General features: G+C 58.2%; 31 protein-coding genes. 29 read left to right on the forward strand and 2 right to left on the reverse strand.

All coding sequences use genetic code 11. The features are described 5' to 3' along the window. Positions 1 to 59: 59 nt before the first annotated feature. Together ACIQT8_RS14100 and ACIQT8_RS14105 are read right to left on the reverse strand one after the other, a co-directional pair. Positions 60 to 251, reverse strand: a complete 192-nt coding sequence (locus ACIQT8_RS14100) for a hypothetical protein (RefSeq protein WP_400966195.1) — start codon at positions 249 to 251, stop codon at positions 60 to 62. 266 nt (positions 252 to 517) lie between these two features. After that, positions 518 to 1,249 carry a LexA family protein gene (locus ACIQT8_RS14105; protein WP_400966198.1) on the reverse strand — a complete coding sequence of 244 codons (732 nt, stop codon included), beginning with the start codon at positions 1,247 to 1,249 and terminating at the stop codon, positions 518 to 520. A gap of 47 nt (positions 1,250 to 1,296) precedes the next feature. Here ACIQT8_RS14105 and ACIQT8_RS14110 point away from each other — a divergent pair, with 47 nt between their 5' ends. The 29 genes from ACIQT8_RS14110 (at position 1,297) to ACIQT8_RS14250 (ending at position 24,850) form a co-directional block, all read left to right on the forward strand. Beyond that, a complete protein-coding gene (locus ACIQT8_RS14110; RefSeq protein ID WP_400966200.1) occupies positions 1,297 to 1,536 on the forward strand; it encodes a hypothetical protein in 240 nt (79 codons plus the stop codon). 209 nt (positions 1,537 to 1,745) lie between these two features. Beyond that, positions 1,746 to 2,243 (forward strand): hypothetical protein, encoded by a 498-nt coding sequence (locus ACIQT8_RS14115; RefSeq protein WP_400966203.1) that lies wholly within the window; start codon positions 1,746 to 1,748, stop codon positions 2,241 to 2,243. Further along, the gene (locus ACIQT8_RS14120; RefSeq protein ID WP_400966206.1) at positions 2,240 to 2,491 is read left to right on the forward strand and encodes a hypothetical protein; all 252 of its coding nucleotides are present in this window, start codon (positions 2,240 to 2,242) and stop codon (positions 2,489 to 2,491) included. The genes ACIQT8_RS14115 and ACIQT8_RS14120 overlap by 4 nt, the downstream gene beginning before the upstream one ends. Next, positions 2,491 to 3,873: an SAM-dependent methyltransferase gene (locus ACIQT8_RS14125; protein ID WP_400966209.1), complete on the forward strand. Its 1,383-nt coding sequence runs from the start codon at positions 2,491 to 2,493 to the stop codon at positions 3,871 to 3,873. The genes ACIQT8_RS14120 and ACIQT8_RS14125 overlap by 1 nt, the downstream gene beginning before the upstream one ends. Beyond that, positions 3,870 to 4,616: a hypothetical protein gene (locus tag ACIQT8_RS14130; RefSeq protein WP_400966211.1), complete on the forward strand. Its 747-nt coding sequence runs from the start codon at positions 3,870 to 3,872 to the stop codon at positions 4,614 to 4,616. The genes ACIQT8_RS14125 and ACIQT8_RS14130 overlap by 4 nt, the downstream gene beginning before the upstream one ends. Next, entirely contained in the window at positions 4,613 to 5,251 is a 639-nt protein-coding gene (locus ACIQT8_RS14135) for a DUF4031 domain-containing protein (protein WP_400966214.1), read from the forward strand. Before ACIQT8_RS14130 ends, ACIQT8_RS14135 begins: the two co-directional genes overlap by 4 nt. Further along, positions 5,248 to 5,889 carry a hypothetical protein gene (locus ACIQT8_RS14140; protein WP_400966217.1) on the forward strand — a complete coding sequence of 214 codons (642 nt, stop codon included), beginning with the start codon at positions 5,248 to 5,250 and terminating at the stop codon, positions 5,887 to 5,889. The genes ACIQT8_RS14135 and ACIQT8_RS14140 overlap by 4 nt, the downstream gene beginning before the upstream one ends. Further along, positions 5,886 to 6,179: a hypothetical protein gene (locus tag ACIQT8_RS14145; RefSeq protein WP_400966219.1), complete on the forward strand. Its 294-nt coding sequence runs from the start codon at positions 5,886 to 5,888 to the stop codon at positions 6,177 to 6,179. The genes ACIQT8_RS14140 and ACIQT8_RS14145 overlap by 4 nt, the downstream gene beginning before the upstream one ends. After that, on the forward strand, positions 6,176 to 7,447 hold the full coding sequence (locus tag ACIQT8_RS14150) for a helix-turn-helix domain-containing protein (protein ID WP_400966222.1): 1,272 nt from the start codon (positions 6,176 to 6,178) through the stop codon (positions 7,445 to 7,447). The genes ACIQT8_RS14145 and ACIQT8_RS14150 overlap by 4 nt, the downstream gene beginning before the upstream one ends. Further along, entirely contained in the window at positions 7,440 to 8,123 is a 684-nt protein-coding gene (locus tag ACIQT8_RS14155; RefSeq protein WP_400966386.1) for a transcription termination/antitermination protein NusG, read from the forward strand. Before ACIQT8_RS14150 ends, ACIQT8_RS14155 begins: the two co-directional genes overlap by 8 nt. Before the next feature lie 237 nt (positions 8,124 to 8,360). After that, positions 8,361 to 8,933, forward strand: coding sequence for a hypothetical protein (locus tag ACIQT8_RS14160; protein ID WP_400966224.1), 573 nt, complete (start codon positions 8,361 to 8,363; stop codon positions 8,931 to 8,933). Positions 8,934 to 9,106: 173 nt separating this feature from the next. Further along, positions 9,107 to 9,706: a hypothetical protein gene (locus tag ACIQT8_RS14165; protein WP_400966227.1), complete on the forward strand. Its 600-nt coding sequence runs from the start codon at positions 9,107 to 9,109 to the stop codon at positions 9,704 to 9,706. 21 nt (positions 9,707 to 9,727) lie between these two features. Next, entirely contained in the window at positions 9,728 to 11,842 is a 2,115-nt protein-coding gene (locus ACIQT8_RS14170) for a phage terminase large subunit family protein (RefSeq protein WP_400966230.1), read from the forward strand. Next, positions 11,839 to 13,494, forward strand: coding sequence for a phage portal protein (locus ACIQT8_RS14175; RefSeq protein WP_400966233.1), 1,656 nt, complete (start codon positions 11,839 to 11,841; stop codon positions 13,492 to 13,494). Before ACIQT8_RS14170 ends, ACIQT8_RS14175 begins: the two co-directional genes overlap by 4 nt. Continuing rightward, positions 13,494 to 13,751 (forward strand): hypothetical protein, encoded by a 258-nt coding sequence (locus tag ACIQT8_RS14180; protein WP_400966235.1) that lies wholly within the window; start codon positions 13,494 to 13,496, stop codon positions 13,749 to 13,751. The genes ACIQT8_RS14175 and ACIQT8_RS14180 overlap by 1 nt, the downstream gene beginning before the upstream one ends. 11 nt (positions 13,752 to 13,762) lie before the next feature. Further along, positions 13,763 to 14,812 carry a head maturation protease, ClpP-related gene (locus ACIQT8_RS14185; protein ID WP_400966238.1) on the forward strand — a complete coding sequence of 350 codons (1,050 nt, stop codon included), beginning with the start codon at positions 13,763 to 13,765 and terminating at the stop codon, positions 14,810 to 14,812. A 53-nt stretch (positions 14,813 to 14,865) separates the two neighbouring features. Next, the gene (locus ACIQT8_RS14190; protein ID WP_400966241.1) at positions 14,866 to 15,303 is read left to right on the forward strand and encodes a head decoration protein; all 438 of its coding nucleotides are present in this window, start codon (positions 14,866 to 14,868) and stop codon (positions 15,301 to 15,303) included. A gap of 89 nt (positions 15,304 to 15,392) precedes the next feature. Continuing rightward, a complete protein-coding gene (locus tag ACIQT8_RS14195; RefSeq protein WP_400966243.1) occupies positions 15,393 to 16,445 on the forward strand; it encodes a major capsid protein in 1,053 nt (350 codons plus the stop codon). A gap of 56 nt (positions 16,446 to 16,501) precedes the next feature. Next, on the forward strand, positions 16,502 to 16,888 hold the full coding sequence (locus ACIQT8_RS14200; protein ID WP_400966246.1) for a hypothetical protein: 387 nt from the start codon (positions 16,502 to 16,504) through the stop codon (positions 16,886 to 16,888). Between the two features lie 13 nt (positions 16,889 to 16,901). Then, positions 16,902 to 17,654 (forward strand): hypothetical protein, encoded by a 753-nt coding sequence (locus tag ACIQT8_RS14205; protein ID WP_400966247.1) that lies wholly within the window; start codon positions 16,902 to 16,904, stop codon positions 17,652 to 17,654. Beyond that, positions 17,651 to 18,211, forward strand: a complete 561-nt coding sequence (locus tag ACIQT8_RS14210; protein ID WP_400966250.1) for a hypothetical protein — start codon at positions 17,651 to 17,653, stop codon at positions 18,209 to 18,211. The genes ACIQT8_RS14205 and ACIQT8_RS14210 overlap by 4 nt, the downstream gene beginning before the upstream one ends. A gap of 8 nt (positions 18,212 to 18,219) precedes the next feature. Next, on the forward strand, positions 18,220 to 18,420 hold the full coding sequence (locus ACIQT8_RS14215; protein ID WP_400966253.1) for a hypothetical protein: 201 nt from the start codon (positions 18,220 to 18,222) through the stop codon (positions 18,418 to 18,420). After that, on the forward strand, positions 18,371 to 18,754 hold the full coding sequence (locus ACIQT8_RS14220; protein WP_400966256.1) for a GPW/gp25 family protein: 384 nt from the start codon (positions 18,371 to 18,373) through the stop codon (positions 18,752 to 18,754). The genes ACIQT8_RS14215 and ACIQT8_RS14220 overlap by 50 nt, the downstream gene beginning before the upstream one ends. Next, entirely contained in the window at positions 18,751 to 19,704 is a 954-nt protein-coding gene (locus ACIQT8_RS14225) for a baseplate J/gp47 family protein (protein ID WP_400966259.1), read from the forward strand. Before ACIQT8_RS14220 ends, ACIQT8_RS14225 begins: the two co-directional genes overlap by 4 nt. Then, the gene (locus tag ACIQT8_RS14230) at positions 19,701 to 20,366 is read left to right on the forward strand and encodes a phage tail protein I (RefSeq protein WP_400966262.1); all 666 of its coding nucleotides are present in this window, start codon (positions 19,701 to 19,703) and stop codon (positions 20,364 to 20,366) included. Before ACIQT8_RS14225 ends, ACIQT8_RS14230 begins: the two co-directional genes overlap by 4 nt. A 12-nt stretch (positions 20,367 to 20,378) precedes the next feature. Further along, positions 20,379 to 22,643, forward strand: coding sequence for a hypothetical protein (locus tag ACIQT8_RS14235; protein WP_400966264.1), 2,265 nt, complete (start codon positions 20,379 to 20,381; stop codon positions 22,641 to 22,643). Between the two features lie 9 nt (positions 22,644 to 22,652). Continuing rightward, the gene (locus ACIQT8_RS14240; protein WP_400966268.1) at positions 22,653 to 22,826 is read left to right on the forward strand and encodes a hypothetical protein; all 174 of its coding nucleotides are present in this window, start codon (positions 22,653 to 22,655) and stop codon (positions 22,824 to 22,826) included. 61 nt (positions 22,827 to 22,887) lie between these two features. After that, on the forward strand, positions 22,888 to 24,297 hold the full coding sequence (locus ACIQT8_RS14245; protein WP_400966271.1) for a hypothetical protein: 1,410 nt from the start codon (positions 22,888 to 22,890) through the stop codon (positions 24,295 to 24,297). Position 24,298: 1 nt separating this feature from the next. Further along, the gene (locus ACIQT8_RS14250) at positions 24,299 to 24,850 is read left to right on the forward strand and encodes a hypothetical protein (protein ID WP_400966274.1); all 552 of its coding nucleotides are present in this window, start codon (positions 24,299 to 24,301) and stop codon (positions 24,848 to 24,850) included. Positions 24,851 to 24,908 lie beyond the last annotated feature (58 nt).

Here is a 24,908-nt window from a genome sequence, read left to right on the forward strand (position 1 = left end):
GATCTCCTGTCATCCGTTCGGGAAACCGCCTCGTACGAGACGGTAACCGGAGCGGACGCTCAGGCCGCGATGCGCTTGGTTTCGATGCTCATGTCGTGGGCGCGGGCAATTGCGGCATTGCCGCAACGCGTGATTTCTGCCTCTAAAAACCATTCACGCAGGTCGGTCCTGGTGCAGCCATCACCAACGCGCAGAATCGCATCTGCCATCGCCTGTGTCAGTTCATTGTCGTTAGCCGTCTTGATGTGCATTCCCGTTCTCCATCCGTCTGTGGGGAGCCGGGCGACGGGATATGTTCGAGGTGCGCGCCGCCCGGCTATGCTTCCCAAACCGCCAAGGGGTTTAACGGTCAGGATGGAGGGAACGTATTCGGGACAGATCCCGAAGTCAAGGGATGAGTCCCGAATTTCGGGACGCCGGCACTAATCCCGAATAGACGGCAACAAAAAAGCCGCATCGATGCGGCTGTCTTGTTTTGCTGAGTTTCGGGAGGAGACCGCTATCTTGCGATAGCAAATCATATGGCTGTGCGTCGGTAACTTCCTGTTACTACCCCGCAGATTACAATTTCAGTTCCGGCATCACCCTCAAGTCGTAGCGGAAGGTGCTTCGGATTGCTGCTCCTGGGCGACAATAGCAATTGTCCCTCCGGGGTGAGTTCAATGACCTTGAGTGTGGCCTCAACAAGATGACCATTTCTGCGCTCTACGTGCACAGTGAGGCCCGCCTTCATGGAAATCCCGCTGTCCGCATAGTCCACGACAGAAACATAACTTCCATCGGGGTATTCTAGATCCATAGAGTCGCCTTTAACCCGCAGACCGTACTGTTTTGCGTAAGGAAAACGCGGATCGCGCGCTACAGGAATCATTTCTTTCTGATCTGGGTCGTCATCAATAATCGACATATCAAGCCATGTGCCTGCCTGAATATCTCCCTTAACCACAATGCCCTCAATTTCAGCGCGGCTAACGGCGCTTGTCAGCGTATCAGGGACCGCGCCCGCCTCGGGATCGCCTAGAAACCAGTCGACAGTCGTATTGAGTGCCGCTGCGAGCTTCTCCAATTTTTCAACGGTTGGATTGCGAGATTTGCCACGCAGAATGTCGCGCACAAAACTCGGCCCCAAGCCTGCTTTGTTTGCAGTCTCGAAAGCATTCATCCCGAGCATATCCATTCGGAATTTAAGACGTTTTTGCAGCGACGTTTCCATAGGCTCTTGTCGCATAGCCTCGATATTCACGTCCATCGGGAAGCATCCCTTGACAATTCGGGATGAATCCCGAATATGGCGTTATGACCGACCGTAGCATCATCACCGAAAGCGATATTCGCAATAGCCTGATTTCTCGCGCTGACGCGTACGCGAAAGCCGGGCGTACAAGCTTTTCCGCTATCGGTATTGCGGCGGTGGGAGACAGCAAGTTTCTGTCCCGTGTCCAGTCGGGATTGAGCTTCAATATCCGCACCTACCAGAGGGTAATGGACTGGCTTGACGTCGCGGAAAAATCCGTTCGTCGCGAGGCCGCAGAATGATTGGCCTTGTTCTCCTTTCGCGCGGGCATTCCTCCCAGCCCGCCGCGACCCGCGCCGGAGCGCTTCATTTCCTGATGCCCGGCGCGGGTAATTCTCAATCTGCATGTGGGCCTCCGTAACTTTCTGTCGCCCTGAAACTCTCATCTTCGATCAATTCCCACCACGGGAAAAACGCCGGGTATTTCCCGGCGCGGGAAAGGTATTGTCTCATGATTTCAAACGCATGGTTTCACCGCATCAAAGCCGCGCAACGTGACCTTATCCGCCTCGCGGGCGGCATTGAGCGTGCGGCGGAAATATCTTCGATTTCAAAGAGCCATATCGGACGCATGAACAACGCGACCGACCCGGAATTGATGCCGCTGCACGCTGTTTATGCGCTGGAAAGCGAATGCGGGGTGCCACTCGTTACGTCAGCAATGGCCGAACTGAACGGGCGGCGGCTGTCGGACCCGGAAGGCGAACGCGCCACCGAAAAATGCGTCGTCGTCACCTATTCAGACATGGTGCGCAAGGCTGGTGACTTGATCTCGGGCGGCGCGGTGGCAATTGTCGACATGGTGGTAACGCCAGCCGAAGCCACGAAAATGGACCGGGATGCTGCGGAACTGGAAGCGGGCTTGGCTGCCTTCCGTAAAGCCCTCGCCAGCGTGAAAGCCTCGGGTGGTCAGAAGTTCGGGCTTAGCGTCGTTGGAGGTGCGGAATGACGCTTCTGACCGACCCTGCCATCAACCAACTGATGAAACGCCCCTTGTCCGACCGTGCAAGGGGCTTTTTGCGACATGTGCAATTCGAGGGCGGAAAAGTCGATTTATCCGCCCTGGACCTCACTCTTAATATTGTTGCCGAAGAGTGCCGCCGCTGCGGTTATCTCCACCTTACCGCAGAGGGTGAGACCGCCAAGCTAACCGGTTTGGGGCAGGCATATCTTGACCGTTTGATGAGGGCGCACTGATGGCCCCGTATAAGCAAGTCAAGCTCCCCAAACCCGGCCCAAGCGCCCTTGTCGTTATCACTGCCGCCGTCCGCGATGGCGTGGTGACGGTCGAAACGCAACAGCAGAGCATTGGTGCGAACAAGTCCGTCAGCAATGGTTATCTGACGCGCGATAAGAAGGACGGAAAAACTTATTACCCGACCGACCGCGCCCGCGAAATGCTGGCAATGCTGGAAGGCATAGCTGAGCCGGGCGATATGCCGGAACACGAGACGGAAACCGCTGTAGTGTCGGTCGCCGACGCTTCCGGGCTGGTCGCCACGGTGGAACGGGCGCGGGCGCTGCTGGATGAAGGCGACATCATCAACGCGCGCATCGTCGCATCAGTCGCCTACAATCAGGCGAAGACCGCCGCGCAGTTCGCCGAACAGATCGGCGCAACCGAAAAGCTGGTTGCCAAGGCGCGGCGCATGCAGGCCGACGCGCTGTTGATCGAAGCCCGAGCAAAAATCCTGATTGCCGATAAATGGGACGAGGCACAGGCGGCGGGTCAAGCTTCAGTCGGCGGAAGGCCGAAAACCGTTCCCGATGGAAACGGTTTTACGTCTAACGATACCGGCCTTTCCCGAAAGGAAATCCACGACGCTCGCAAGCTCGCAGCGGCAGAACATCGCGAACCCGGCATTGTTGAACGGGCTATTCAGGCGCGGCTTGCTGCCGGTCTTGAGCCGACCAAAGCCAATCTTCGCGCGGCTGTCGGCACGGCCACCGCCACAAAGGAAGAGCGCGGCGCGAACCTCTATGAGACGCCGCCGGAAGCAATGTTTACGCTGCTGGCGCTGGAAGAATTTACCGCATGCGTGCTGGAACCCGCCTGCGGGCGCGGTGCCATCGCGCGCATGCTGGAAGCGTTTCGCTACGGCGTCGTGCTGGCCGATATTAACGACTACGGCACGGCGGACAGCAATGGCGAATTGCAGGCGGTGCAGGACTTCTTGACCTCGCAGCCGGACGAAGCCGGTTCTTACGATATCGTCACCAATCCGCCATATGGCGATGACCTGAACGCATTCGTGGCCTACGCACTGCGCGTCTACAAGCCGCGCAAAATGGCGCTTTTGCTCAACCTGAATTTCCTTTGCGGGTTCGCGGACGATGACCGCAATTTCGTCTTGGACGATTGCCCGCCCGCGCGTGTCTACGTTTTCAAGCGCCGACTTCCAATGATGCACCGCGACGGATGGGAGGGAAATAAGGCCAGCAGCCGCATGAATACGGCGTGGTTCGTCTGGGAGCGTGACGAGGCCGGAAGTTACGGCAGCGCAACCATCGTTCGCCGCGTGGACTGGAAGGATTTTCAGCCGAAGGAAATCGCGCAGGCGGAAAGCGAGGCGGCATGAGCGTTTGCTTCTCCAATTCCCATTTCAAGCCCGTGCAGCCGCTAAAAATTCTTATTGGCTGTGAAACTTCCGGGATTGTTCGCCGCGCGTTCCAACAACTCGGCCACGATGTTTGGTCTTGCGATCTGCTGCCAGCAGATGACGGCAGTAACAGGCACATAGTCTGCGATATCCGCCAGCTTCTCAATGAAGGCTGGGATTTGCTGGCCGTCATGCATCCACCTTGCACACGGCTTTGCAACTCGGGTGTCCGTTGGCTCAAAGAACCTCCAACGAATGCCCCTAATGAAGCCACCCCGATGGAGCGCGGCGTCTGGAAGTCGCTTTCCCGCGAACAGAAGCTTCTCATCATGTGGCGGCTTCTCGATGAGGGGGCAGCACTGTTTTCCGATTGCTGGAATGCCCCTATCGAACGCGTTGCGGTCGAAAACCCGGTGATGCATCGTTACGCGAAAGAGCGTATCCGCAACTATTATAAGGCCGCGCAAACAGTCCAGCCGTGGCACTTCGGCGATCCCACTTTCAAGGCGACGTCGTTCTATCTTCGCGGATTGCCGCCGCTTGTTGCCACAAACCGGCTCGTACCGCCAAAGGCGGGGACAGATGAGCATAAGCGATGGTCGGTCGTGCATCGGGCATCACCCGGCGCGGATCGCTGGAAAATCCGCTCGCAGACCTCACCTGGAATAGCTGATGCGATGGCCATCCAATGGGGCGGGTACGCGCTTGAGGTGGCAGCATGAGCGTTTACGTTGACGATATGCGCGCGCCGTTTGGCAGCATGGTGATGTGCCACATGTGGGCGGATTCGGATGACGAGTTGCTTGCGATGGCGGACCGTATCGGCGTGCCGCGTAGATGGATTCAAGGCCATCCCGTTCTTTCATTCGGAAAGCACCGGAACGCAAGTTGGATTCATTTCGATATTGCCACCTCGAAGCGTGTTCTTGCAGTTCGATTTGGGGCCGTTCAAACGGAACGGTTCGGACCGGTCATCCACACGGCCAAGCTTCGACTTGCTGCAGCTATCGCCGCCGGAAATGGTGAGGCCGAAAGCGCCGCCCGTGCACGCCTCGCGTCCTATGAGGCCATGCGTGTCCGTCATGGTGGCAAACAGCCGCGACAAGGCCAGCTGCTCTGTGATGATCTCGCCGCCCAGGCTGCGACCCTTTGCGCCGATAAGGCATTCCATCGCTTCCTTGAAATGCGGGACAAGACGCGTGCGATCTATGACGGAACGCAGGCCGAAACGGTCCTGAAAAGCCTTCTTGGCATCACCAGCACATCTCAAATCAACACGGACGAACGCACGCAGTCGGTCTTTATCGAACTGCGGAAGGATTTCGACGTGTTCAAAAAAAGAAAGGTTTCCGCGTGACCGATCGCACCTTTCCAGAAGTCTCCATTCCCTACGGCGACAAGACCACGAAGGCCATGCAGATCACGTGCGACTGCTGCGGGGGCGTCGCCTATTTCCCGCATCAAACCGGGCTCAATCGCAAGCCGCCAAGTGCGGCAACACAGCATTTCCAGAACAAGGGATGGGTGGTCGGCAACAGTCCGCGCAAGGATTTCTGCCCCATCCATGCAAGCCCTTCCAAGCGTAAAGGACAGATTGCCATGGCGGACACAACAGCGACGATTGCCGACAAGCCCCGCGACCTGAGCCGCGAAGACCGGCGCATCATCAATGACAAGCTGGACGAAGTTTACGGCAAGGAAGCCTATAAGTCGCCCTGGACAGATGCAGCCGTTGCAAAGGATCTCGGCGTGCCGCGAGATTGGGTGTCGCAGGTCCGCGAACAGTTCTTCGGTCCGGCAGGGTCTAACCCGCTTTTCGATGAGTTTTTGACGGAAACGGCACGTATCGACGCGGCGTTTGCCGCCTACGCAACGTCCTGCGCAGCCGCCGAAAAAGCCGCAGCAGCGCAGAAGCAGGCCCATGCCGACCTTTCCAAGCAAATGGACAGCTTCCGCGTGCTGGCGCGCAAGGTTGAGCGGGAAATTGGCCGATGAGTGACCTGATGCCGATTGTTGAACTTCTGGCAGATTGCCAGACAGATGCGGAGCGCGCCGACTGGCTCTTGCGCGCGCCGCAGGGCGTCATCTATCGCGATCATGCTGCCATTCGTCGCGTCTTGCAGGCCGCGCAATTCTCGCTTGGCGTGGATGCTCTGGACTTGGAATTCGCCGCCATAAACGCCACCCGTCTGCCGGACGGTGGATTGCCGCATACGGTCGTTCTAGGCGTGCATGCTGTTCGCTCTTTCCTGCGTGATGTGGCGCGGAAAGGCGGTGTACGGTGATAGAACCCGATCACGGCGCAATGTCGCGCGCATGGTCTTGGCGGCATGCGGTCGGGAAATCCGGCCTACCACCGATCACGCGGCTTGTGCTGCACACTCTCGGCCTGAAAATGGATGCGACCGGCGGTTCATGCTACCCGCCGATTTCCGAACTTGTTGACCTGACTGGCCTCGACAAGAAGACGGTTCTGAAACACCTCGAAATCGCCGAAGAAAGCGGTTGGATCGTCGTCACGCAGCACGGTTTTCGCGGCCAGAAATGGAAGCGGAACGAATACGTGGCGCGCTGGCCGGGCCGTGACCTGTCTGGCACTGCCGCAAATTCCAAGGATGATGAAGGTGGTGGAAATCCTCCACCGCGTTCTGCCGATGCCAACACCGGAGAAGGTGGTGGAGCGGTTCCACCACGTTCGCCTGAAAAGGTGGTGGAAATGGTTCCCGAAGGTGGTGGAAATGACGACCCGAAGGTGGTGGAGGAGTTCCACCAAGATAAGAATCTTCCAACTAACATTCCAGAAAACTCTCCAGCCGCTGGCGCGGAAGAGGGAGTTTTGAAAAAGGCTGATCGAAAAAAGATTGAGCACGCCTTCACGCTCTGGTTTGCGACGTGGAAGAAGGGTGATGTTGAATTCGCTCGCAATGCATGGTTCGCCCTTTCACCAGAAGATCGGACCGAATGCGTGGAGCGGACACCCGCCTATCTTCGTTGGGCCAAGCCTGCTGACCTGATGGCTGCGGCGGTTTACCTCAAAAACCATCATTGGCGTGATCTGCCGGAGCATGCACTTGCTGAGCCTGTTCAGACGCGTGGCATTGCCAAGGTCTGCGGCAAGCTCTGGATGGGAACGCGCTTTGAAGCCTTGTCCAAAGAGCCAACCGGACCTTTGCACCTGACCAGCTTCGACGAAGTTCGGATCGCAAAGGGCGTTGTCTCTCGCGAACAGCTTATGAGCGACAAGCGCCGGGACAACGGTTGGCCGATGGTCAACGCCATGCGCGACCATGCCCGGAGGCGTGAACCCTACACCACGTCGCTTGCCTTGTTGCCTGTCGTGCAAAACTTCCGGCAGGTCCACCGCGATAGCGATCTGTTCGCTGCCTGGGCCGATCTGCATAACCGCAACGGCTGGCCGTTCCTCGAATACTCGCCCGAATGGGTCTACTTCCCGCCTGTCGATGACGGGGCGGATGATCTCGATACCGCAGTTGAGGCTGCGCTTTCCCTTTTCCTTTCTTCCATCAACGAGGGCCGTTCCAATGATGCATAACGTGAAAATCTATGCTGCCATCGATCCGATCAACCCGGAGATTTATGACCTCACGCGTTTCGCATCGCTGTTTGACCAGATGCAGAACACGAAGCGGCTCAACGTCACCATGCTTTCAATGGCGGCGGAGAATCAGCCGGGAAAACGCGAGTGGTTCGTTGTCGAGACGAAGCACAAGGCGGAAAAAGTTGTTGAAGACGCCCTTGGCAAAGCCGGTGTAAAAACTTTTTTGCCCATGGAAAACTGCGGCAAACAGGTCGTTCGTGGTCGCGTCATCCATGATGTTTTGCGCCCGATGATGCCCGGTTATGTGCTGGTCAACATCGTGTATTCTCCCGCCGCAGTCTGCGGAATTGCCCGACTGGAAGGTGTGGCGGGCTTCGTTGGCGGCATGATCACGCCGCATCGTGTATCAGACGAGGAAATGAATCGATTCAAGCTCTTCGGTACTCAGGAGCTTGACCTTGATTTGGAGCGTTGCAAGAGCTTCCGGCGTGGCGACAGGGTTTGCTTTAGCAGTGGCCCGTTTGCCGGTTTCACTGGCCATGTCACCAAACTGCGCAAGGACAAGGTGGTTGACGGAGAGCGGATTGCGAGTGGTGCTATCGTCGCCGTGGAGATGTTCGGTGCGATCACGCCAGTCGAAACCTCTCTTGCATTGCTCGAACAGTTGTGACTATGCATAGCACAGGATGATCTACTGATCCTGTGCAAGCGCGTCGGTCTCGACCGGCGAGTGGAGTTTAAAACCTCCCACGCGGGTATGCCGGGTAGACCCTGCCTTGATCCTCTCTCCGGAGAGACCGATTCAAGGCCAGTGCGACAGCTATATCATCGGCGGACTTGGCAAAGGCGACCTTAACCCGGTCGCCTTTTTGCATTTATGACGGGTTTGTTTCCTGGAGGCGTGGCCATGTCTGGTATCATCACAACCCGATGGGCCGACAGAAACCTTGCCAAGTACGGCAAGCGCCTTCAAACGCTGAATGCGCAATTCCCGAAAGTCTTGCCCCGCATCGTCAACCAGGTGGGCAACCGCTCGAAAACAGTTGTGATCCGGAACCTGACGAAGCAAACCGGCTTACCGCGCGCCGTCATCGTCAAAGCGATTGGCAATCCTCTGGCCGCTAGGCCCGGTCGGTATGTCTATGACATGATCACGCGTGGCGGAAACATCCGCCTCAAGTATCTGCGACCAAAGGAAACGCCCGGTGGTGTGGTAGCAAGGCCATTAGGCAAGGCGACACTTTATCCGGGATCATTCATGCGGGGCGGGAAATTCCCGGATCGCAAGGATGTTCCAAAGTTCAACGGGCACGTTTACTACCGGCTGAATTCGTCGGGCAGTAAGATTACCTTCGCCCGGTCGGGTGTCTTCATTCCGGTGGAAATGTCCACGGGCTCAACGGCCGCTGCCTTCCATCAGGTCGCCGCTCCACTGCTCGACCAACGTGTTTCGGCGGTGCTCGACAAGCTGGTCCCCTGACCCATTGCCCCTTCCTCCTTTCTGGGGGAGCACCCCCTCCCCCCATTTAGGGACCGTTTTCGAAGAAAAACGACCATACGGGACTGGGGTACTGCGGGATTTCACTAGTTGCACTTTCGAAAAGCGGTACACGCATACACGCACGGTGCACGCACGCTGCACGGATGGATTTCATGGACGAAGACTGGATTTCCATCACGGAAGCGGCAGCGCGATTGACGCAAGACGGCGACAAAGTGGACCGTTCGACGCTCTCCCGTTACCTGAAGCAGCACGCGGAAGCGTTGCCGCTTCGTGAAGACGGAAAGTCGAACAAGGTCGATTATGTCGCCCTGGTCGAACATCGATCCGGAAACATTCGCATTCGTTCCGCCCCGGCCGGCACGCTCTTCAGCAGCCCTGCCAGCCCGGCACCAGCATCAAGCGGTGCTCACTCCCGCAACAAAACGCAGGCAGATGGCAACGCGCGCAAAGCGCTCGCCGACGCCGAGTTGAAGGAAATGGACCTCGCCAAACGGCGAGGCGAACTCACTGTCGTTGACGAGGTCGATCAGGCCGGCCGCGATGCCGTCGCTCTGATGCAGAGCGCTTTCGAACGCGCCATCGAGCCGGAAGCGGCAACGCTCTCGCTCAAGTATGGCTGGGACGAACGGGCCGTGCGCCTTGCCCTGAAAGGGTTCGCGAAACTCGGTCTGGCGACCTTCAACGACCAGGTCACAAAACAGCTTGAAGCGCTGAAGCGCCAAGCGGAGGGCGGTGAACTCGTCCAGTAACCAGCAAGGACGGGTATCGCGGTGACCATTCACGATGTGCGCGCACGATTTCCAGAACTTGCCCATGGTGCACTGGTTCTGTTTCGCGGCATGGCAGCAGCCAGCCGGCCGACAGAAGACCTGACGATCAGCGAGTTTTCAGACGCGTATCGCAAGGTTTCGCCGGAGTCGGGTTCGCCCTGGCCGGGCGACTTCCTGACGGACCGCGTGCCGTATCTTCGCGAACCGCAAGATTGCCTGCATCCGGATCATCCGGCGCGGCGCGTGACATGCCGCTGGGCTGCGCAGCTCGGCAAGTCGACCGCAATCGAAAACTGGTTTTGCTTCATCGTGGATCAAGCGCCTGGCTCGATGATGATCGTGCTGCCGACGCTGGAAGAAGCCACGAAGTTTAACCGCATCAAGTTGCAGCCAACCATTGAGGTTTCGCCGCGCATTTCTCACAAGGTGATGCCGGTCAACAGCCGGGACGAACAGGGCAGCACGTCCGCGTTCAAGCGCTATGCCGGTGGCTTTTGCCAGATCGTCAACGCAGGTTCTTCCAAGGGCTTGCAGATGGTGTCCATCAAGTATCTGGCGATGGATGAGGTCACGGGCTATCCCAAAGACGTGGACGGTCGCGGTAGCCCTCGCGACCAGGCGCGCGCACGTCAAAAGATGTACGGCGATCTTGCCAAGGAATGGCAAGGATCGACACCCGGCATCGCCGGCGAATGCGCCATTACCGAAGATTTCGAGGCGGGCGACCATCGTTATCGATATGTGCCCTGTCCGCATTGTGGGACTTATCAGGCGCTCGAATTTGACATGATGCGCGGACCTGATCCGGATCGCGGCTTGCCGGTTCACATGCGCTGCCTCAGGTGTGATGAGCCGATGCTCGACGGTCACAAGCGGAGGATGGAAGAACAGGCGCACTGGATTCCGCGCCGTGTCCATGAGGGTAACGATCCAGTGCCGTTGGCGATTGATCCAGCCGACCTTCCAAAATGGCTTTGTCCCGTAAAGGAAGGCAGATGCCGGGAGTGGGAGCCAAGCTATCAGCTTTGGTCCGCATATGCGCCACGCGAAAGGTGGGCTGACATTTGGGGCCGATGGATGGCGGCCCAAGGCGACACCACCAAAATGAAAGCGTTCTACCAGCAGGATTTGGCATTGCCCTATGATCCGGGTGGCGAGGAAATCGATCATGAAAAGATCGTTGAGGCCGCACGCTCCGAAGGCATTCCGAACAATGTCATCCCTGAATGGGCGGCATTGCTGGTGTCCGCTGCTGACGTTCAAGGCTACGGCATCAAGTGGGCCGTCTATGCTATCGGCCCACGCGGTCAGCATTGCCTCATCGACCGCGAAGTTTTCGAGGGGTCGCCCGACAAGTCGGACGAACCTTGGATCAAGCTTTCCGATGCGCTTTCGCGAACGTACGTCACGCCGAGCGGGAACGAGAAAGGTATTGACCTTTCCGGCGTCGATACCGGTTGGGCGACGGATCGGGTTTACCGGTTCTGCGCCGGCCGTCCAAATGTTCTTGCTCTCGATGGCCGCGAACCTGTCGGCCTGCCTTGGCTCGGCACTCCGAAAAAGCAGGATATCAAGGATCATCGAAAAAGGGTGATTGCCAAAGTCCAGCTTTATCCAGTCGGCCTCTACGATGTGAAAACGGCCGTGACTGCCGCTCTCGCCAATCTGGTTCAGGGCGTCGGCGAGGATAGCCAGTGGCCGCGTGGAACCATCCATTTTGCCGCCAACCTTTGCGACACTGATTTCGCGAAGGAGCTGACGGCGGAACGGCTGGTCGATGAGGCCGAAGAGGCGCGCACCAGCCTGAAGCGTGGCTCCAAAAAGCTGGTTAATCCGAAGGCCGGGCGCAAATGGAAGAAGATCAACGGTCGCCAGAACGACTGGTTTGACGTGACCGTTTACGCCTACGCGCTTGGCTGGCACCTCGAAAACAAGCGCCGGCTGACAACAGACCGCTGGGCCGATTTGATCCGTGACCTTCACGGCGAACCGCAACAGCTCAACGACTTGTTCGACCTGGCCGACGAAAGCCCCTTCAGCAAGCAACAACCGAAACCAGCGCAAGCAACCGGCAAGCAGCCGCGTCAGCGCAAACGTTGGGGGTCATACTCTTGAGTGAAAAACCTCGCCATCGCGTCAAGGCAAATTCGGTTCGGGTGTCAGCCCCGGCCGCAAACAAGCCGCTGGCGCGAAAGATGACTGCGCGGTATCTGCGCGGCGACACGGCAGGAACCCTTGCCATGCGCCGCGCCGTGACGCGCGATGCCCGGCTCGATGTTCGCGAGTCGGCCGAACGCGCCTCGGCGCTCGCCTTCGACTTCATGCAAAACAGCGGCTGGATATCGGGCGCAGTCGAACAGATCATCACCGACACCATCGGAGACGAACTGAAACTGAACCTGCGCTCCCAGCTGCAAGCCTTTGGCTACTCGAAAAAACAGGCCTCGGCTTGGTGCCGAAATGTTGAGCGGTTTTGGCGGCGCTATGCCTGGAATCCGAAGGAATGCGATCTTGCCGGTAAGGCGACGATTGCCGATATGGCGGAAGCGCTCACGCGGAGCTATCTTGCATCGGGTGAAGGCTTTGCCGTTCTCGATCAACTGCCGCTCGATGTGCAGCGTCGCCTCGGCCTGACCACTGGCCTGAAGGTTTCCATTCTGGCCTCGCACCGTTGTCAGCGCACAACCAATGAAAGCGAGGGGCTTGATCAGGGCGTCTACCATGACGAACACAACCGGGCGATTGGCTACAAGTTCCGCGTCCGGAAGAACGGCGTTGAAACTGATCGCATTATTGACGGCGCTGACGTTATTCACGTCATGGACCGCGCTGCCAACCTCAATAGCCCGCGCGGAGTTTCGGTCATTGCGCCGGCGCTGAAGGTCATCGCACAGTCAGATCAGCTCGCGGATGCCACGCTTGCCACGGCGCTGATACAGACCATTTTCGCTGCAACGATCAAAAGTCCTGAACCCAGCGAAACCGCTTTTGACGCCATCCGGACGCTTTCTGACATGGAGGCTCCCAAGGGTTTTGAAGGTGATTGGGAAGGGTTCATCGGCGACCTGCAGCAAGACTTGATGGATGTTTGGGGCAATCGCATTGATGCCCTGAAGAACAAGGGCATTTCGATGTCTGAGTCCGGCCGCATCAATCATCTTGGACCGGGAGAGACATTCGAGATGCACTCGGCCGCAACGCCTGGATCGCAATATCTGCCGTTCTTCCAAAGTCTCCTGAAGGAAATCGCCCGCTGCCTCGGTATCACATACGAGGCGCTGGCAATGGATCATTCCAACGCCTCCTATTCGTCGGTTCGCATGGCCGTCGCCACCATCTGGCCTATCGTCATGCGGCGGCGCTCGCGGGTCGTTGCCCCGTTCCTTCAAGCTGTTTTTGAGCGCTGGCTTGATGAGATGATCTTTCGCAAGATCATTCCGTTCAAGGGTGGATATGCAGCCTTCAGCCGGGACCGCGAAAGCGTCTACCAGTCTGAATGGAGCGGACCGGCTGCGCCATCGGCCGACGACTACAAGGCAGCGCTTGCCGTCAAAATTCGGCTGGAAACTGGAATATCCACCTTCCACGACGAATGCGCTCAGGCCGGCAAGAACGGCGAAGAGCAAATCGAGCAGCTTGGCATCGAAAAGAAGATGTTCGAAGCCGCAGGCGTTCCGCATCCGTTTGGCCGCTCGCAAGGCGGGGGTGGCGGGCCGCTTGGGGCGGCTGCGACCGGTAACCGAGATCCAGTAAAGGACGCCGCTTGATGGCTGATATCGAAGACCCGTTGAAAGTCGATTGGTGCGCCCGCGCCCTCAAACTTCGCAAGGTCGAAGAAGCGTTGCTGTCCGGCGAAATGATGACGGAAGGCCGCTTCGGCGAAGACATGATGCGCTATTCCACGGCGTCGCTCGACCAGGTGCAACGCGCATTAAACGAAGCCATCCGCAATTGCCAGATTGCGCGCGGCGAGCAACCCAAACCACGGCGGCACGCTATCAGCGGTCGGTTCCGCCCCTACTAAGGCAATCCCAAATGGCTGCAATTGTTGAAGACGGAAAGCTTCGGCTTTCCGGCTATGTCGGCGACTATTACTTTGAAGACGGTTTTACGTCTGCTGACGTGATCGTTGCCCTCTCGCAGATTGACGCCGAGTCCGAACTCGACGTGCATCTGAATTCAGGCGGTGGCGTTGCCACGGAAGGCGCTGCGATCCATGCGCTGTTCACGGCGCGCCCCGGCGTTACCAACATCATCGTCGAGGGAATTGCCGCTTCTGCAGCGTCCCTGATCGCAATGGCGGGCGCGACCGTCACCATGTCGGCCGGCTCCGTGATGATGATCCACGATCCAAGCGGCTACACCTTCGGCAACTCCGGAGAACACAGCAAGACAATCGAAGCGCTCGAAGCTTTGGCAACGTCTTATGCCCGCGTCTACGCCGCCAAGTCGGGCAAAAGCCCGGAGGAGTGCCGCGACATCATGAAGGCAGAGCATTGGTACACGCCCGATCAGGCGGTTGCCGAAGGCTTTGCCGATGCAACGGCGACCGGAAAGGCCAAGACGGTCGCGGCATTTGATTATGGCCTGTTTGCTCAAGCCCCCAAAAAACTGGTGGCGCTGGCAAAAACAAAGAACTGGTCGATGGCGTCAGTCCATCCACCCGAGCCTGCAACAACAACCCCTGCAAAGGACATCAAAATGGCTACCGACAAAGAGCGCGCGGATCGCTTGGAAACCGAAGTTAACGGTCTGAAAGACCAGGTCGCAAAACTCACAGCCTCGGCTGACAACGCCGTCAAGGAAGCCCTTGAACGCCGCTCGGCAATCATGGGTCTGGAAGAGGCAAAGGGCCGTGAGGCCCTTGCCGAACATCTGTTCAACTCGGGCAACAGCGTCGAAGCCGCCAAGGCAACTCTTTCCTTTGCTCCCAAGGCCGACGCCGACGCCGGCGAGCAGGAATACCAGCCGCCAAAGCGCATGATGAATGCCGAAGGCTTGAACCGCGAGCCGAACGGCAAACCGCAAGCCAAGGGCGGTCTGTCTGCCCGGATGGATGCCCGCGCCGCCAAGATGAAGAAATAAGCGGCTCCGCGCGCCACACCTGAAACTCCAATTCCTTTCGAAAGGAAAGAACCATGGGCACTTTGCCTGTTATGAAATTCCAGCAGACCCCCGGCATGTCCACGCTGCTGAAGAAGGAAGTAGATCCCGAAATCTCGCGCGCCGTTGGTACGTTGCTTGGCGGCACTGGCGGTAAAGCCCGACTGGTCAAGCTCGGCCAGCTCGTCGGCCGGATCGCCGGAACTGAAGAAGCGCCGGCCGGTGACAAGCTCGGCAAACTGGTCGCATGGGACCCGGCCGCGACGGACGGTAGCCAGATCGTTCACGGCGTTTGCCTGAAAGATTGCGAAGCGCCGGACGGCGTGGACCGCGTTGATGGCCTGCTCTATTCCCGCCGCTTCTCGGTTCTCAACCGCGCTTCCATCGTCTGGCCTGAAGGCGCGACCGACGCGCAAAAGACCGCTGCCATCGCAGATATCGAAGACCGCCTCGGCCTGATCCTGCGCGCCTGATCCACCCTTTTCAACAATAGCCGGCCTTTCAGCCTGCGCGCGCGGGACGCGATGTCCTGCGCCTTTTTCTTCACAAGGAACAATCGGCAATGCCTGAAATCTTGCTGCCTTACTCCAACGTTGAACTCACTGACGAGGTCAACAAACTGCCGAGCACCTTCGGCCTTCTCAATGCGCTGAACATTGCGCCAGGCGAGCCGAAGCGTTCGCGCATGGTTCGCATCGACTTTCGCGAAGGCCAGATTGTGGTTCTCTCGCATCAGGAACCGGGTGCGCCTGGTGAAGTTGCCGATGATGATGAACAGAAGGGCATCATCATCGCAATCCCGCATTTCACGCACTTCGAAAACATCCTTGTCGGCGATATCGACGGGCTACTGGAAGTCGTCAACGGCGAGATTACCGAGCGATCGCTCGATGCCGAACTTGAGCGCAAGCTTGTCATCATCCGCAAGAACCACGCCATCACCCGCGAGTTTCTGCGGCTTGGCATGCTCCGCGGCGAAATCAAGGACGGCAAACTACGGGTGCTCTACAATCTTTACGACACGTTCGGTGTTGAAAAGAAGGAAATCGACTTTGCGCTTGGCACGGCTGGAACCGATGTCCGCGCCAAGTGCGAGGAAGCCAGCGACCACATCATCAGCAACGCCAAGGGTGAAACGGTCGGCGCGGTGGAAGCCGTGGTCGATACGAAATTTTTCTCGAAGCTGATTTCGCATTCGAAGGTCGAAAAGTTTTGGGTGCAGGCGCAGAATTCAGGCCTTCACACAACGCTTGAACGCGAGCGCCTCGGCGGCAATTGGGGCCGCGTCTTCGAATTCGGCGACATTCTCTTCCGCGAATACAAGGGTGGTCTGCCGGTCAAGGCGAATGATGGCTCTATTTCGACGGTCAAGAATGTGGACGATAACAGCGGCACGGCCTACCCGACCGGCACGCAATCGATGTTCCGCACCTATGATGGCCCGGCCTATCATATCGACCGCGTCAATCAGGCGCCTACGGAAGGCGAAGACGGCTCGATCTTCATCTCTACCGAGACGCTGAAACATGGAACCGGCCTCGAAATGAAGTCTCAATCCAACATGCTTGCCATCTGCAAGCAGCCTGATTGCCTGGTGCAGCTCAAGACCAACTGATCATCAACAAGCGCCTGGTCGCCAATGGCGGCCGGGCACACTCCTTGGAGATTGCCATGCCGATTGCTTCTTCCTTTTCGGCCGCGCGTGACGCGGTTGTGTCTGGTGTTGACCAGAGGTATGCGGAGCGCATTCGGCTCTCTCCGATGAATAACGGCAAGGCCGATCCGGATCGACCGCAACTCGTCATCATGGCGGTTCTGCGGACGGGCGACGAAACGGCCAGCCCGCTTGATGTCAATGGCGGTCGCTCCCTGCATTCGCGGATCGCAGCCGGCAAAGCGGCCCTCCACATTGACCGCACAGAACATCCCGCAATCGTGCTTCGGAAGCAGGACAGCGTTCGCGCCCTTGATCGACCAGGTGAGCCGCTTTTCCAAGTCTCGACGGTCGATGACCGCAACCACATCCGTCTGATCATCGGGCTTAATCAAGCCTCCTAACCCGGTAGGTTCCATGTCTCTTGTCCGTATTGCCTTGCGCATCTGCGCTGTCCAAGCCCTGAAGGGTCGCACGCTGGTTGGCGAGAATGTTCTCGATAGCGAGATTGGCGCTTTGGAGACCACCGCAGACGGCGCGCTTCAGACACCCAAGGAAAAACAGTTCGTGTCCGTCTATGCCGACGATACCGAGCAAGTGAGTGGCCTCGGCATTCGCTCCCTGATCGCAAACGGCAAAGTCGATCTTGTGTTTGAGGCCGGCGTTGCATCGGCGCATGTGACGTCCGATCCCGTCACGGATGAACAAGTTCTTATGGCGGGCTTGCCTGCCACCGATGCGAACTTCGAATTTTATCTCGACATAACGCTTCGCCAGATTGCCGACGCCATCGCCGATCCAGAGAATGAGTGGGCAGCGATCCTGAACAGCCTGATTATCAGGTTTGAGAAATGCAAGCGCGCACGCATCAGCGGTGACACGAATGGCATCCGCCTGGCGGCGCACCAAATTAAGCTGACCGTCGAGGCCGTCGCCGAGCCTGTTACCGGCCAACCGCTGAAGCCGGGCTCTCCAATGGAAACATTTTTCGCCAAGTGCGAAAGCGACCTGATCGCGCGTGAGCCTGACATGGCCGGCAAGATCGAAGTCATGCTGAAGCAGATCGCCGGCAACAATGAAGACCTCATCGCCGCCATGCGACGTTACGGCATGGTCTACACCGAAGCGGATGCCATGCTGCTGACGCCGGCCGAAGGGATTGCGCCATGAAAGGTGATGACTGGCTCGTCAACCATATCGAGGAACTGAATTACCGGATTGCCGATATCGAGCGGCGCGAACGCAACCGTCGCCGCAAGGGCAAGATTGCCGAAATCAGCGACGACAAGAGCAAGTATCGCGTCGAGCTGTCACGGCAGGGTGAGGCCCCCTACCTGACGCCATGGATCAAGCCGCGCACGCTGGCAGGCGGTGGCGTCAAGGTCGATGTGCTTTACAGCATCGGCGAGCAAGTCGACGTGGTGTCCGAAAGCGGCGAACTGGCTGACGCGCAAATCGACTTCTCGACCTACAGCGATGATAACGCCCGCGAAAACAGCGATACGCCGCTTCACATCAAGATTGGCGACGCTGTCATCGAGGCGACGGGCGAGGTCGTGAAAATCACCGCTCCGAAGGTCATCGTTCAGTCTGACAATGTGCAGCTCGGCGGTGACGGCGGAAAGCGCGTGGCCCGCATCGGCGACCTGGTCGAGGTCACGCGCGGCTCATCGGCAGGCCAGTACCCGATTATTGAAGGGTCAAGCAAAGTCTTCGCGGTAGACTGAGGAACCCCATGAAAAACTATCGTGTTCGCACCGGCTGCGAGATTGCCGGGCGCTGGCGTTCGGCCGGTGAACCCATCCCATTGACTGCCGACCAGGCGCGCGAACTTACGCCGCCCTTCGGCGATGTCGTTTCAGAAATCGAGGAAAAGGGGCAAGCGGATGCCAAGCTCAACCGGCGTCAACGCCGTAACCGGCGCACCCCTGACTGATTGGGGCCACACGCAACAGTCGATCCGGAAAATCCTCACCACGCCGATAGGTTCACGCGTCATGCGCCGGGACTTCGGTTCCGATCTGCCTGACCTGGTGGACGCGAAAATGACCAGGCGCAACGTCCTGGCTCTTTATTCCGCCGCTGCCACCGCCATCCAGAAATGGGAGCCGCGTTTTCGCATGCGGTTCGGCAAAGTCACCAGCGCCGGGCCGACTGGCGCGATCTCGCTGGAAATTCACGGCGTTTATTATCCTCTCGGCCATCGCGGCGATTATTCCATTGCGGAAGATGAAAGCGTGCGGGTCGTCATTGCGGGCAGATCATCATGACATTTGTGGTTTATGCGCCAACAAGCATCGACGTTTCGCGCCTGCCGGCACCCGACGCAATCGAGGCGCTGGATTTCGAGACGCTGTATTCCGCTTTCAAAGAGCGGTTTCTCACGTTCTGGAATGAGCAGCGCGTCATCAACCCGGCCCTGCCTGTCTATGACGTGCAAAACCTTGAAACCGATCCTGCCGGCATTGTCGGTGAAGCCTGGTCTTACCTGCGGCTTATGGATCGACAGCGCGTCAACGACACCTTTCGGTCATTGCTTGCGGCCTATGCCAAGGGCAGCAACCTCGATGCCGTTGTCGCTGGTCGAAACATTGTTCGGGCGGTCGTTGCCCCGGCCACGCCAAGTGCTGCCGCGATCATGGAAAGCGATGACGCCCTGCTTCGTCGCTATCTCCTGTCGTTCGATATGGCTGCTGCTGGCTCTTCCGGCCGTTACCTCTTCGACGCCTGGACGGCCTGGCCGCAATCAACCGACAAGACCCTTGGGCTTTGGGATGCGCGGGTGAACGGTCGCGCCGTCCATGGACGTGCCGGCGACACGGATATCGTTGTCATCGGCCCAGCGGGCAGGCTTCCGACAAATGAGGAACTGGCCCTTGTGCGGGCTGCGGTGACGCATCCGGACCGCGCGCCGGAAGCCGTTGCCATTTCGGTCATGTCGGCCGCGCGCACCGAATACGCCGTGTCACTGGTTCTTGAGGTGCCGACCATTGGGCCGTCACCCGATATCATCCGGCAGGAAGCGGAAAAGCGGGTCACGGAAGTTGCGACATCTCGCATCCTGATTGGTGGCGAAATCCCGCAAGCGCTGCTTTCCGGTGCTGCGTTTGGTGAAGGGGTTATCCGGGTGCGTGATCTTGCGCCCGTTATCATCCAGCCAGACCCCTACAAGGTGCCGGTCATGACCAGCCTCACCATCACGGTCGAGGTTCGGACATGAGCGATGTCAGCGTATTGCTTCCACCATTATCTGACCCGGTCGAGCAGGCGCTTGCCGGCGCGATGTTGGACGATCTGCCGATCCCCTACGCGGTGCTGATGGACCCATACCAGACGCCGGCAAGGTTCCTGCCATGGCTCGCGGTTCATCATTCGGTCGACCTCTGGTTCGATGACTGGACCGAAGAGCGCAAGCGGGAAATGATTGCGCAGTGCGCTGGTGTTTCGACGCTTTTCCCAGCCTCACCGCTGGCCTCCCTGAAGGGAACGCTTGCCGGCCTGAAACGCTACCTTGCGTTTGTCGACGCGCAGATCGTGGACCGCATTGCCCATCCAAGCCGCTTTACCTTCGGCCGGGCAATCATCGGCCGGACGCCGGTCGCACATAGACCCTTCGTTGCGCACTACCTGGTGCGCGTCACCCTGAAGGCACCAAAGAACCGTTTTCAGATCGGCCGCAGCGCCTTCGGGCGGGCGGCAATGACTGCGATCAACCTTGAGCCCATCCGCCGCGCCAAGCTGGCGATGGTCACCGCCAAGACGCCGGAATCGCTCTATTCGGTGTCCTTCGCATGGCGGCGCGGCATCACCTTTAACGACAACATTTTCATCGACGGAAGCCATGTCTTCGGCGGTTACATCGACCGCACGCGGCTGGATTGAGGAAACCCGCACATGCAACGCACTTTACTTTCAGACGCGGAAATCGCCGATCACGCTGACTTCAACGCCATTGGTGAGCAGGCGCAGGCCGCGACCGATGGCGTCTGGCTAGACGCGATTGGTTATCCCGCGCATTGGGCGGCCTTCACGGTGAGCCAGAAATCCGCGCAGGAAATCACAGTCTCGGCCGGCAGGTATGTCGCCGGTAAAATCGTCTACGCGCAGGACGCGCCAACGGACGTAAATCTGCAGCTTAACATTCCTGTTGCCGCTTCAGATCAGCGCTGGGTCGCTGTTCTGCTGCGCGGCAAGGAAGTGGAAGAAACGGCGACGCGCCCCTTCGAGACCTCCGAAGACCCGGAAACAAGTGTCGTCGTCAATCGCACGACACCAAAAACAATCCGCCGCGTTGTCGAACTGATCGTGCAGCCCGGCGAGGCAAACCCGGTCCCGGTCAAGCCTGTCGTCGATACAACGGATGCATGTATTGCCTACGTGCTTTTGACATCGTCGGGCATTGAAGCCATCGAGCCGGGCAACGGCTCGCGGGTGAAAACGCTGTTTGAGGTCGAACGCCGCGTGGCTTCGCTGGAAGTCGACCTCGACGGCCTCTTCATGCGGACCGAGACGATTGAAACCCAGATCGTCAACATCAAAGCAGCTCTGACGGAAATCCCGCGCCCGGTCATCATCCGGCAGATGCAGCGCGATATCGGTGCAGCTCGCCTGAAAGTCGATCTGCCTGACGAGGCCCGCGCCTACGTCTTCGACAACGGCCTGGTGCTTGATCGTTGGGAAACGACGCACATCGACTGGCTGGCGCGCATTGAAGAAGGCGTGCGGTTCGGGTTTGCTGCGGAAGCGCAGGCAAGACTCGAGGTGCAGGCGGAAGACGATCCGAAGATCTACTTCCGTGGTCGTCGCATGGTGCCTGCCTTTGACGAGGTGACACGCATTGCCAACACGGCGCTTGATGGCACCCTGAACATTTCGCAGTTGGAGCACACCGAAATCACGGCTGTGCGCAAGGAAGCCTCGCGCGTCCGCATCACCTATGGCCCAACACAGTGGGCGTGTGAGAACCAGGCCGGCTGGTCAGCTCTCGGCGGCGATGCGCGTGTCGGCCAAATCTTCAACATCAACGGCGAAGATTTCGAGATTGTCGATATCCGCGCCAATGGTGGTCCTGGTCATCAGCAGTACGGTGTCCGTCAGCTCCGTTACGAGTCTTACAACGAGGTCTATTGGGAGTACGTCACCGAACAAATCGGCCTCAACGGGTCGATCTACGGCCAGACATTCCTTGTCGCTCAACCGATGCAGGCGACCAGCCTTGATCTGTCGTTTGCCCGCGTTGGCGATGACGGCGACGTGCATGTGTTGATCGTGGAAACCACCACGGGCGGCGTTCCACGCTTTGATGCTGTGCTGGCAAAGGGTATCTTGAAGCATGCCGATCTGAAGGTCGGGTGGAACAAGGTAGAATTGCCCATCACGCTGCTGGAAAGCGGCAAGCGGTATGCCTTCGTTACTGTCACGACCGGCGCGCATGCGTTGCATAGCTCGGGGTCGAACAAATACACGGGCGGCACGCAGTTCCTCACGACTGACGGCGCGTTCGCGCAGGGGTCAACGGAAACCGATATCTGCTTCAGGCTGAATGCGGCCCGTTACCGCAGCCCGCGCACGGTTATTCCCATGCGGGCGCTCAACCTCGCGGATGGCATGACGCAGATCGACATGCTGTTTGCAGGATGGGTGCCGGGTGGTTGCCAGCTTGGCTGGGAAATCCGGCCTTCGGGTTCCAACGTCTGGACTGAACTGGATGATGGCGACCCTGCAACCAATCCCCTCGTTGGCCTTCCGGCCTCGGTGGAATTGCGCATGGTCATGATGGGCACGACCGATCTGCAACCGATGATCCAGCTTGATGACAAGGCGATTTCTCGCGTTGCCCGCAATCGCAACAGCATGCGTGCTGTTACCAAGAGCCTCGCTTTCGGTTTTGCCACCACGCATGTGCAAACGCAGTACACGTTAGATTCCTTCGATCCGGATCGCCATACCTTCACGCCTGCCATCATGGTCGGCAACACGGTGGTCAATCCTGACTCGACCGAAGTCACCATCGATCCACAGGTGCCGACGCGGCGAACGTATCTTTCCAACTACACCTTGGGTGCAGCAGCCAACGCGGCCCGCATGCGCCCGTCCGCAACAACCAACAATGTCGCGTCTGTGCCCTTCGTGCAGGACGCGTTTATTGCCGCTCTCTAAGGGGTTCCAATGGCTTTCCAGATCGACCCGGAAAAAACCTACACGGTCAAACTGACGCGCCCGGTAAAGCTCGGGCCGTTTAGTTACAGGCCGCTGAACGAAATAGACATGCGCGGAAAAGTCGTCCGCGCCGTCATCGAGCAGGAAGGCGACGAGGTGCTTGAATATGCCAGAGAGGTCTGAAGCCTATCAAATCCCGTCATATCCACCCACCCGCATTGATCGTGATGTGTGGAACGAAACGATGGGTGACCTGCACGAGCGCCTTGTTGCGCGCGAGGCGCTGGAAGCATCTTTCGAGGTTCTGATTGCACAGGGTGTTCAGGCTTCGCTGGACTACGTCCAAGTGACCGTTGCGCCGCAGCTTGCCAATCTGAAAACATCAATCGACCTTGCGCAAGAGCAGATCGACCAGATCATCATCGGTGGCAAGGCTCCGGACACATTGAAGTTTGGAGGACAGTTGCCAGCCTACTATGCGACAGCGCAGGCGTTGACCGATGGTCTTGCAGGTAAGGTTTCCAACACCCTGAAGGTGAACGGAAAAGAGCTTTCTGGCGATATCCAACTTCAACAGGCAGACGTTGGCCTGGACAAAGTCAACAACACCGCCGATGCGGATAAGCCTGTCAGCACGCCGCAACAGGTGGCGCTGGACAAGAAGGTTGGAGTTGATGCTCCTCAATCCTTTACGCAGGCTCAGAAAGCCCAAGCGCGGGCAAACCTCGATATTGGGTTTATGTCCGCCAATCGGAATAAGCTGATCAACGGTGATTTCGACTATGCTTTTTGGGGAAACAAAACGATCCCTGCGGGTACTTCTGAATTTACATGTGATCGATGGATCATCGACAATCAAACTAACCAGCCGGTCACATTCAACCACGTAGCACAAGTGCCAGGTCAAACGGATGTACCCAGTTCGCCTCGCGCAAAACTGAGACTGATCTTTGCAGCCGCGCCCACGACTGGATACGTCAGAATTCTACAACGTGTTGAGAGCGTTCACACCTTGGCGGGAAAGGTTGCCTCCGCGCGCGGATATTTCTCCACGCCGAACGGACCCGGAACGCTTAGTTGCTCTGTTATCCAGCATTTTGGCGGTGGTGGCTCTCCGAGTCCGTCTGTCATCACACCCGCCATATCGCTGGACCTTCCAAAAACTTTCGATCCGAGTACGACGGAACGCAAGGCAGTTTTCAACGTGCCGCCTATCTCCGGAAAATTGCTCGGAACAATCGGAGGTGATTACCTCGGCGTGTTCTGGGATTTTCAACCAAGGACAGCGGGCAACTATGACATTTCCCATATGTCACTTGTCGAGGGCGATGCATCACTTGAGCCTGATCCGTTCGCTGCGGTTCATCACTCTATGACGAGGGCGATGTGCTATCGGTACCATGAGGTTATCGCCACTTACGCTCGGTTTTTTGCGACGGGCGGCGGGCAAGCCCTTAACGTGCCGCAGTACATAACTCCCAAACGGGTAATACCGGCAATTCAGTTCATTGGCCTCGGGCAAGGTGCGAATTTGTCGAGTTACGGGTGGGCGGATGTGTCAGCGGACAACATCTTACGATTTGAAATCGTATCGGCGAGTAACGGTGATGCGTTCGCACTGCAGGCGACATACAGATTGATGTCGGAGATTTAGAATGGAAGTCATCGGCTACAATCGTCATGGCCTGATTGAGGCAGTCATCTCAGGAGTAACCTACGTAATCCCCGACGCCATGGAAAACCCGTTACGGCAGCAAGTTTACGAATGGGAGTTCGATGAGCACGGGGAACGGGTGAACACGATCCCTCCCTACGTTTCGCCCGGCATAACGGAACGGCAAGTTGACGCGGAAAGGGATCGCCGGATTGATGCCGGCTTCGTCTTCGAAGGGGTGCATTACCAATCACGCCCGGAAGATCGCGAAAACATCGCGGGCGCGAAAGCGGCAGCAACGGACGCCATAACCCTTTTCGGCGCCGAGGCTGGCAACTTCGCATGGCAACGCCTTCTTGATCCCAATGCCCCGTCGGAATTTCGGTGGATTGCAGCGGACAACAGCACCCATCCGATGGATGCCCAAACCGCAATGCGCTTCGGTTACGCGGCGCTCGGTCACAAGCAGGATCATATCTTCGCTGCTCGCGAGTTAAAGGATATGGACACGATCCCGGCCGACTTCGCCACGAACGCGAGCTACTGGCCTTAACTCGTCCTCGTAATCCCTGAACACGCGCCCCGCCCTCGCTGGCGGCGCGCTCCTTCTT

Source organism: Agrobacterium sp. NPDC090273, from assembly GCF_044772305.1.
Lineage (GTDB): Bacteria > Pseudomonadota > Alphaproteobacteria > Rhizobiales > Rhizobiaceae > Agrobacterium.